General features: G+C 42.2%; 12 protein-coding genes. 10 read left to right on the top strand and 2 right to left on the bottom strand.

Annotated features, from left to right (window positions below; all coding sequences use genetic code 11):
- Positions 1 to 6 precede the first annotated feature (6 nt).
- Entirely contained in the window at positions 7 to 426 is a 420-nt protein-coding gene (locus M0P91_RS04220) for a M15 family metallopeptidase (RefSeq protein WP_366934057.1), read from the top strand.
- Positions 427 to 431: 5 nt separating this feature from the next.
- Here M0P91_RS04220 and M0P91_RS04215 read toward each other — a convergent pair whose 3' ends face one another.
- Both M0P91_RS04215 and M0P91_RS04210 read right to left on the bottom strand, forming a co-directional pair.
- The gene (locus M0P91_RS04215) at positions 432 to 1619 is read right to left on the bottom strand and encodes a type II toxin-antitoxin system HipA family toxin (protein WP_295064935.1); all 1188 of its coding nucleotides are present in this window, start codon (positions 1617 to 1619) and stop codon (positions 432 to 434) included.
- Positions 1603 to 1851: a helix-turn-helix domain-containing protein gene (locus M0P91_RS04210; RefSeq protein ID WP_295064934.1), complete on the bottom strand. Its 249-nt coding sequence runs from the start codon at positions 1849 to 1851 to the stop codon at positions 1603 to 1605. Before M0P91_RS04210 ends, M0P91_RS04215 begins: the two co-directional genes overlap by 17 nt.
- Before the next feature lie 697 nt (positions 1852 to 2548).
- Between M0P91_RS04210 and M0P91_RS04205 the strand changes: the two genes are divergently transcribed.
- The 9 genes from M0P91_RS04205 to M0P91_RS04165 all read left to right on the top strand — a co-directional run bounded on the left by M0P91_RS04205 (position 2549) and on the right by M0P91_RS04165 (position 9238).
- A complete protein-coding gene (locus M0P91_RS04205) occupies positions 2549 to 2854 on the top strand; it encodes a type II toxin-antitoxin system Phd/YefM family antitoxin (protein ID WP_295064932.1) in 306 nt (101 codons plus the stop codon).
- On the top strand, positions 2841 to 3137 hold the full coding sequence (locus tag M0P91_RS04200) for a type II toxin-antitoxin system RelE/ParE family toxin (protein WP_295064930.1): 297 nt from the start codon (positions 2841 to 2843) through the stop codon (positions 3135 to 3137). The genes M0P91_RS04205 and M0P91_RS04200 overlap by 14 nt, the downstream gene beginning before the upstream one ends.
- 1 nt (position 3138) lies before the next feature.
- On the top strand, positions 3139 to 3369 hold the full coding sequence (locus M0P91_RS04195) for a hypothetical protein (RefSeq protein WP_295064928.1): 231 nt from the start codon (positions 3139 to 3141) through the stop codon (positions 3367 to 3369).
- Positions 3370 to 4524: a site-specific integrase gene (locus M0P91_RS04190; protein WP_295064926.1), complete on the top strand. Its 1155-nt coding sequence runs from the start codon at positions 3370 to 3372 to the stop codon at positions 4522 to 4524.
- A 379-nt stretch (positions 4525 to 4903) separates the two neighbouring features.
- A complete protein-coding gene (gene hemH / locus M0P91_RS04185; protein ID WP_295064924.1) occupies positions 4904 to 5845 on the top strand; it encodes a ferrochelatase in 942 nt (313 codons plus the stop codon).
- Positions 5842 to 7272, top strand: coding sequence for an FAD-dependent oxidoreductase (locus tag M0P91_RS04180; protein WP_295064922.1), 1431 nt, complete (start codon positions 5842 to 5844; stop codon positions 7270 to 7272). The genes hemH and M0P91_RS04180 overlap by 4 nt, the downstream gene beginning before the upstream one ends.
- Entirely contained in the window at positions 7265 to 8284 is a 1020-nt protein-coding gene (locus M0P91_RS04175) for a histidine kinase (protein WP_295064920.1), read from the top strand. Before M0P91_RS04180 ends, M0P91_RS04175 begins: the two co-directional genes overlap by 8 nt.
- Positions 8265 to 8960 carry a LytTR family DNA-binding domain-containing protein gene (locus tag M0P91_RS04170; RefSeq protein WP_295064918.1) on the top strand — a complete coding sequence of 232 codons (696 nt, stop codon included), beginning with the start codon at positions 8265 to 8267 and terminating at the stop codon, positions 8958 to 8960. The genes M0P91_RS04175 and M0P91_RS04170 overlap by 20 nt, the downstream gene beginning before the upstream one ends.
- On the top strand, positions 8957 to 9238 hold the full coding sequence (locus M0P91_RS04165; protein ID WP_295064916.1) for a YbgA family protein: 282 nt from the start codon (positions 8957 to 8959) through the stop codon (positions 9236 to 9238). Before M0P91_RS04170 ends, M0P91_RS04165 begins: the two co-directional genes overlap by 4 nt.
- The last annotated feature ends 1 nt before the right edge of the window (position 9239 follow it).

Here is a 9239-nt window from a genome sequence, read left to right as displayed (position 1 = left end):
TGAAAAATAAGAAATCTAGATGATCAAGGAACCAATATCCGGCCACTTTATGTTAAAATCCAAACACAGAAAATATCTCTCTTCAAGTGGCCGAATAATCTCCGCGATCACTGGCCGAATACTCCGTCATATGCAAAAGGGTATATTGCAGCACATTCTGGTCATTCGCGTGGCAGTACCGTTGATGTGACTCTCATTGACCTTCAAACAAGAAAGGAGTTGGATATGGGAACGGGTTTTGACTTTTTTAGCCCTATTTCATGGCCAACAAGCATGTCAGTATCTGTGCAGCAACGTACTAACCGTTTGCTGCTACGCTCCATTATGCTTCGTCATGGATTTAGACCACTGCAAGAAGAGTGGTGGCATTTTACGCTTGAAAATGAGCCATATCCTGCAACGTACTTTGATTTTTCGATACGTTAATAGAATCAGAGTTTGATTGTATTAATCGGATCAAATCCAAAGGATTCAAGTCCCTTATTCCATTCAAGTAAGAGTCGTTCTGCAAATGCGCTAATATCAGGATGTGTTTTGACGTAATCGAACATTGCCACAGCTGCATTTTTGGTAGCATCTGCGCAACATTCAAAGATATCATCAATTTCAGCTGTCGTGAGCTTGCAGGTTTGCTTGCCAAATCCGATATAGGTTTTTTTCTTCCACCATACCTTGCCGCCACTCATATTTAGAGCAGGCAGATCCTCCTTCAGATAGACGGTTGTACAGACAACATCGTAGATCGGTGCCATTCTTGCATCGGTATAATCTTCATCATACAAGATAGCAAAGTTTTTGAGATGGGCATCGCCATTTCGGAGAAAATGGTTCATTACAAGCGCTTTAAATAACGTCCGCAGGTTTTTAAGTCTCGATTCGGCAGCGGTAGAGGCTTTTAGTACTTTAGCAAGATCTTCATAAGAAGCATGGTATTTGTCAATCGTCCCTTTGCCCAGAAGCACACACCCGTCTTCAAAGCCTAGATAGCTGCCATCACCTTTTAAATCGAATCGTTTCATGATAAACATCGATCGATTTTCAGAAAGCTTGTATTCAGGAGTAGGCAAACCGGCTAATCGCACCGCTTCCATACAAAAAAACTCATTAAATGCAAGTTCTGGATATTCATCTCCCCACGATTTGACAATATACTCTTCGGTCGTGAGAGTATTTTTATCATTGATTTGAAGTAGTATCTTGGGTTGAACACCTGAAACACCTGAGCGGATAGCAAAGCGCTCCATCAGTTTCTCAAACAGTACGTGAGTATCGTCATGCAAGATGTCGTCAAGAGTAATAGGCTCTTCATACTTTCCAGGAAGGCCGTATTTGACACGCCCGATAACATGCGGACCGATTAACTCCAGCAATCCAAGATCATCCATTTGTTTGACCTTCGCAAAGCGTTCACGTATCCTCTCTTTCAAGGCACCTTCGGGAAGATTCATTTCAAATATCGGATGAAGATGGATGGATCTCCAGCTTTCAGACCGAATCGGCATTGTTACGGAGATGGGAGTAATCGCTTCGGATGTGTAGGTGAATATATGCTTATCACCTTCTTTTGCTAATGTACCGGCTCTTTGGGTATTAGTATAGATATTAATACGTCTCTCCACGCTGCAACTCCTCTAACGTTAATGGACGACCTTTTTCTCTAGTTGCCATTTCTAATCCGAAAAAATCAAGGACTTCACTCACTTTCGTGATCCCGACTTCCTCAATAAAACCGTTTTCCATGCGACGGTAGGTATTGAGACTTATGCCGGCATATTTGGCTGCTTCGGTTTGGTTCAACCCTTTTTTCTTTCGGGCATCAATAATGGTTTGGCTTAGATGCATTAGGCTCATTGGTTATCCAAAATATCAATATACTGATAATTATAGCAGTAAATATTAATAATTACCAATATATTAATATTTATTCCGAGAACTCTTTATCAAATAAACGTTTGATAAAGAGCAAACTCTCAATCGCTGATCCCAAACGTTCCCGTTCATTAACCCCTTTGTCTAAATCAAGCGAATCGGCATAATACACTTTAGCTATATGGAGCTATACGTCGGAATATCGATGCACAATATGGCTTCGTTTTTGTATTACTACAAAGATAATGCAATATTATCTTGTTAGTAAAAGGCGATTTTGGTATAATTTTTGAGGTGATCGATGGATGCTGAGCTGAGATTTGATTGTTTTACTCACAATATAGAGGTCATTTAATGGAGATAACCTATTGTATTAGACACATATAGTATCTTTTTAATTAAGCATTGTCATGTATGTGTACTATATATCAATTATTTGACAGTATATATAGATAAGTTATTAAAACCTGACTTATCCATGAAGTAAGAATGATTTTCTTGACGTGCTATTTTCCGAATTCTGTGTTGATCAAATTTCAGGTTTGTTTAAAATGGATAGGGAATAAAACCCTTTTGTAGGTTTAGCGGCTTTTTATAAATGGTTGAAAAGATTCAACGCTGCAAATTTAAACTTTGTAGTATAATATGTAAAATTATACATATTCAATAAGGAGTCTCTATGATTGCCTATGCTCGTGATGAGATCATCCCCGCTACAGAAGTAGCCCGTAATTTTTCTTCTGTATTTAAAAGTCTTGTTGATGGTGCGAAAGATAGAATTGCCATCGCTAAAAACAATAAACTCGAACTCGTCGTTTTACCGATAGAAGAATATGAGCGTCTAAAAGAGATTGCCGATTTGGCTGAGCATATTGAAATTTATAAAACCGTAACCGAACGTACCGCGAAAGATACGGGTGTACGTATTGGAATGAGTGATATGATGAATCGCTTTGGAGTTAATGAAGCTGATGTACTTAATTGAATTTTTTCCTGAAGTAGAAGATGACCTCAGAGCCCTCGATCACCGTGTTCGCCTTTTAGTATTCAAGCAACTCAATAAACTTGCACACTCACCGCAGTTAGGTGATCTACTTGGCAATAAATCGGGGATGGATTTATCCGGTTGTCGAAAAATGTACGTTGATCATAAACGGGTTCGTATCGTGTACCGCATTCTTGAAGAGGTTATCATTGTCGAAGTTATAGCAATAGCCGCTCGCGATGAAATGGCAGTGTATCGTGAAGCTGCACAAAGAATAAAATAAGATGAAAGACAAAAATACTAACTTAGCTGCCGTAATGCAATTTGCCGGCATCTGTTCTAGCGAATACGGTAATAAGACAATTCAAGAGCTAAAAGAAGAAGTAGTAAGAGCAAAATATTACGAGAATAACAAAATAACCGCAAGTTTCCATCAAAACCTACAAAAAATAAAAGATGCCGATAAATCGATTATTGAAGATTTTGAAAACACAGTAATTGATGGGTTGGATTAAATGTCTCCTCAACACTTCCAAGACGACCTCGCTGAATGGGATCTCTGTACCGGTAAAGGATTAGTAAGCGATCTTGATGCCTGGCGTGATCGCTACATCACGGAGAAAGTCGCCCAAGGGGTAAGTGATAAGACCCGTAAATCCTACGGGGAAGCACTGACCCCTCTTATCGAGTTTGCCCATCAGTATGATAGGGTTATGGATTTGGATGGGTTATCAGCGAAGTTTGTCAATAACTACCTGATGTGGTATCAAGAACATCTCGCCTCTAAAGATCTCAAAGCTAAAAAGATATCAAAGGAAGAGTACATCCAAGTCCTCTCTAATCGTAAAGCCAACCGGGGGAAAAACGATGCGAAGCTCATCATCGTCTATCGCTATGAGAAAAGTCTCTCACACCGTTTGACGGTACTCAAACAGCTACTTCTTTTTATCAGTGAAAACAACAAAGAGAACAAGGACTTCACTCCCATCTTTAAATATTTCACCAAGATCAAGGTCCAAAAACGGAGCACCGATTTTGTCACTGAAAACGAACTTGAAGAGCTGATCGATTTTATGAAACATTGGCCGGGAGTTTTTAAAAAGCATTTTCCGAAGAGTTCGCAGCGTTATGCCTATCGCAATGCTTTGATCGTACTACTTTACTGCCTAAGCGGTGCACGTGCCGATGAAGTGATTAGCCTAAAGATGGAGCATATCAAAGAGTCTGAGTACAAAGACGATAACGGTACTATACATCTGTTTTATACCATTGCCTATCACACCACTAAAGGGGATAAATACCGCGAAGTGGTGGTGAGACGTGAAGAGATAGAACCGTTTGTCAACTACATGAGAGCTGTTCTGCCGGACCCTTCCTATGTCCTCTCAAGCACGTATGCCAATGGAACTTACACAAACAAGAAGATGCCCGATGTGGATATGTGGAAATTCACCACCTATGCGCTCAAAGCGATCGGGGTCAATAAAAGCGGACGTCATATCATCCGCCGGGGATATGCGACCAAGGAACTCTCCGACGGAAAAGACTTGGCAATCGTCGCTATGGAGCTGGGGCACACGTCGACCCATACGACGTTTAGCGCGTATGTAAAGAATAATCCGGATCTGATGATGAAGAGAAAGGTGGAGGGGATTAAAACGAAACTTTGAAATAGAAATAGAGTATTGGCTACGATTACTCTATGATTTTTGCAGGGAAAATGATCTGTCTTTGCATTTGTGTAGATTTTTATTTGTTATGTTTGAATACCCTCAATAAATATCTCAGGAGGCGTGCATGGAAAGAGCCATTTTAATGACGACGCATGTTAACTTAAGATAAATTATATTGAAATTTATGCGATGTCGATTCAATCAGTCGACATAAATTCCCTACGAAAATTCTCCTCTTTTTTCTATCATATTGCACAAATTGACTAGAAGGAAATATCATGAATCAGCTATCACCCTCTTATCTTCTATTTTTGCTTATTACTTCCGTTTTGATCGTTTATGCCGCTTTGAATTTTATTTCGAATGGATCTTTTTAATGGCAAAGCGCAAAGCCATTTTGTTACTCAACATGGGAGGTCCCAATAACCTCTCTGAAGTAAAAGTTTTTTTGACTAACATGTTTAACGATCACCGCATTATCAGTGCCCCGAAGCCTATACGCAAAATGATTGCATGGCTCATTACGTCGCGTCGTCACAAAGAGGCCGAACATAATTACTCTCTCATCGGGGGGAAATCGCCGATTGTGGATCACACCCGCCGCGTGGTCAATGCGCTCTCAGTAGAAGTTGATGCTGATGTACACTATGTTATGCGCTACACTCCCCCTTTTAGCGATGACGTTTTACACTCGGTTGCTTCCTATGATGAGATTTATGCGCTACCTCTCTACCCTCATTTTTCAGCGACCACGACCCTTTCATCGTTCGATGCACTCTATGAAGAGGCAAAAAAACTTGGTATCACCGAAAAAATCCGAACCGTTGAATACTACTATAATGATCTCACTTATAATACAGCCATCGTGGAGAGAATTAAAGAGGCGCTAGGTAATGATGATCCGAGGGAATTTGAACTCATTTTCTCCGCCCATGGATTACCGAAAAAAATCATTGCCAAAGGTGATTTGTATCAGCGCCATATACGTGCTAATGTCTATCATGCGCGCAAAGCCCTAAATAATGCAGGGGTATTTTTTCATAATACCCATTTGGCCTATCAATCACGTCTTGGGCCTATGGAGTGGATTCGCCCCTATTTGGAAGATAAACTGGGGTCTTTGAAAAAGAAAAAGGTGATCATCTACCCCATCGCATTTACCATCGATAATTCCGAAACCGAATTTGAACTCGAAATAGAGTATCGTGAAAAAGCCGAAGCGATGGGATTCGAAGAATACCGTGTTGCCAAAGCACCGAACGATCATCCTCTCTTCATCCAAACGCTTCAAAAGCTCTATTATTCGATGCACACATGATCAGAGAATATGCGGTTGTAGGGGGAGGGATCGGAGGATGTAGCATCGCCGCACTCCTGAATGCGCACGGTCATGACGTCGTACTTATCGAAAAAGAGCGCACTCTCGGCGGATGTGCTTCCACTTTTATCCATGAGGGCAATACGTACAATGCCGGCGCAACAACGATTTCAGGCTTTCATGAGGGAGGGATCGTTAAAAGGCTATTTAATACTGTCGGGGTCACTCCCAAACTGATCTCTAGCGATCCCGCTATAGCAATACTACAAGGGGAAAAAAGCTGTATCCGTTATCGTAACCTTGACACATTTATCGAAGAGGTGAATCGTTTTTATCCACATCCCAAACACGATGAGTTTTGGAAACTCGTACACTCTGTGCAAGAAGCATTTTACGCACTTGAAGCCTCTTACTACTACTCCAACCGATCACGGTTTAAAAAAATCGTCTCATTGTTCAGTTTTTATCCTCTGCTGAAAACCTTTCGACCTTATCTTTTTTTTAACGCCAAAGAGTTTATCACCCGATTTTACGGGGATATAGACTCTGAATTTTTCGATTTTTTGGAGGCGCAAATCCTCATTGTTGCACAAGCATCATGTGACAAGATTAATTTTTTTACGGCGGCTCTCGCGTTGGGATACACGTTCAACGAGACCCATTATCCTGTAGGAGGGATGGGGGCTGTCTGTGAGACTCTCACCTCTAAAATACCTGATGTCCGTAAAGGATGCCCACTCTTATCGGTTAAACGGGAGGGTGATCTCTATCATCTCACTACGGCTCAAGGGATCATTCGTACCCGTAATCTCATCATGGGAACATCGCACTATGAGAGTTCTCGATGGTTTGATGATAAAGAGATTCGAGCTTACTACGCCACTTTTGAGAAACGTAACAACCAGCAAAGCGCTTTTCTCCTCTATATGAAAGTTAAAAGCGATAGAATTTTTGACCATCATTACCAACTCATTAGCGATTCGATCCTCCCCTATACTCTCTCAAAATCCCTTTTTGTCTCTTTTAGCGATCCTTCCGACACTGCTTTTGCCTCTGGGTATTACCATATCACCGCATCAATCCACACCGATTCACGCATGTGGCTTGGACTAAGCCCATCGCACTATAAAACTCAGAAATCCGATCTCCATGATTTGCTTCAAGGATGGATTTGTGATAGACTCTGCCTACAAAGAGATGCGATCACTCAAAGTTTTGCAGCAACACCCAAAACGTTTAGCCGCTACATCAACCGAACCCAGTTGGGAGGAAATGCCTTGACACTCTCCAATTCCCCCCCCCTTCTCCCCTCTAACGATACCCCGATTCGAGGATTCTATCAGGTGGGAGATACTTCCTACGCCGCCCAAGGGTGGCCGGGAGTCGTGATGGGTGCGTTTAATTGCATGAGATTGATTCATGGGTAATATCGAACTTCGGATCACGCCGCGTGACTGGATCAGTGTACTGCTCATAGGGATGCTATTTTCAACATTGCTCTCAAGCTTTGGGTACTATTTACTGGGTTTGAAACCGATCCATGGGGGGCTGTTCGGAATGGCTCTAGGGTTTTTTATTACCCTTTTTTCACTCGTATTTATAACCCTCATGAACCGTTATCTCCTCCCTAAAATCGAAAAAAAGTTTTGGAATACTATCGCAGCATTATTCTCTTTTTTATCAGGCTTTTTAGGGACGCTCAGTACCTACTATGCACTCGAGTATAGCTTTGTCGAGATCATCTCCTCGTTTGCGACTCACCCCTACCAAAACGGCTCCATCATAGGGATCCTTACCTATCTGATCGGGGCGCTGATGTATCGATTTGTTAAAACACGGAATCAAAAAGAGCATGTCGACCATCTGTTCATCCAAAGCCGTGTCGGATCACTCGAAACACAGCTCAATCCCCATTTTCTCTACAATGCTCTCAATTCCCTCGCCGAACTCATTCACCAAGATCCCGATAAAGCCGAAGCAGCGGTACTCAAAATCTCCACTTTTTTACGTAATACGATGCATGAAGCCCCCCTCATTCGACTCGAAGAAGAAATTAAAAACGCAAACGATTACATCGATCTCGAAAATATCCGTTTTGGGGGGACTATTACCTTGAATGTTGCTTCTGATTCGAAATTCAACCCATGGCTGGTTCCCAAATTCTCCATTCAGCTTTTGTGTGAAAATGCCCTAAAGCACGGTATGATCCGATCCTCTGAGCCCTTTAGCATTACCATACGGACGTTTTATGATGACGCCTTGCATATTGAGGTTTCAAACAGCGGTCGAGAAATCACCACCACAACTTTCGGTATAGGGCTCTCTAATCTCCAAGAACGTCTCACCCATCTGTGCGGCGGTACGCTTTCCATTACTAGCCATGAACCGCCAACCTACACATTAACCCTAAAGGAACGTCATGAATATTCTGATCGTTGATGATGAGCCCCTCGCCCTCGCGCGGCTAACACGGTTGCTCACTTCCCTCGGGCATACTTCTATTACCCAAGCCTCCAGTGGCTCCGAAGCGATGGAACTGAGCGAGCAACACCCGTTTGATGTTGCCTTTTTGGATATTTCGATGGCGGAGATGGATGGAATCGAGCTAGGTTACGCGCTGCGATACCGCCATGAAAATCTCTCGATCATTTATCAGACTGCCCATGAAAATCACGCCCTAAAAGCCTTTGATGTGGGAGCTGTCGATTATCTCCTGAAACCCTATACCGCTGAAGCTCTGGAGCGCGCTATCACTCGGGTGAGTGTCAAACCCAAAGAGCTGCGCCTTATCTCCAAAGCGGGAGATAACCATTATCTCCTCACTCCCGAAGCTATTTTTTATGTCAAAGCCGATTTATCGGAAGTCATCTTCCGCTCCGCTGAGGGATTTTCGTACTATCCAAAAAAAATATCCGATGTGGAAACACTGCTTGAGACACATGGGTTTTTACGGATACACCGATCGTACCTGATCAATCTTAATCGTATCAAAGAGATGGAGACGATCGATCAAAGCCGCCTGAGCTTTACTTTCGATGGGATCAAAGAATCTATCGAGAGCTCCAAAGAGGGAGCAAAACACTTTCGTTATTTATTTAAAGGAACAACTCCATGACTCTCGCCGTATCTAGCTGCCTTCTGGGCGAAAAAACCCGTAATGTCTTGGAACATCTGGCGGGATTTTTCAAAAATGAACTCAGCAAAAGCGAAAAAGAGACCTTGCATACTCAAATCGATGATTACGCTTCTAAAATCATCCCCCTCATCGTCCCCGTTTCGACGATCCATCTCTACGCCAAAAAATACAACACCGAGTATTTACTGGATCAAACCTTTCTAATTCCCTACCCAAAAACCCTCTCTCTGCGCTCACATATCAACAGCGGGAAATAAG

The sequence above is a fragment of the Sulfuricurvum sp. genome (assembly GCF_023229695.1).
In the GTDB taxonomy this organism is placed as follows: Bacteria; Campylobacterota; Campylobacteria; order Campylobacterales; family Sulfurimonadaceae; genus Sulfuricurvum.
Note: the sequence above shows the minus strand (reverse complement) of the source record. Positions and strands in the feature narration are given on the sequence as shown.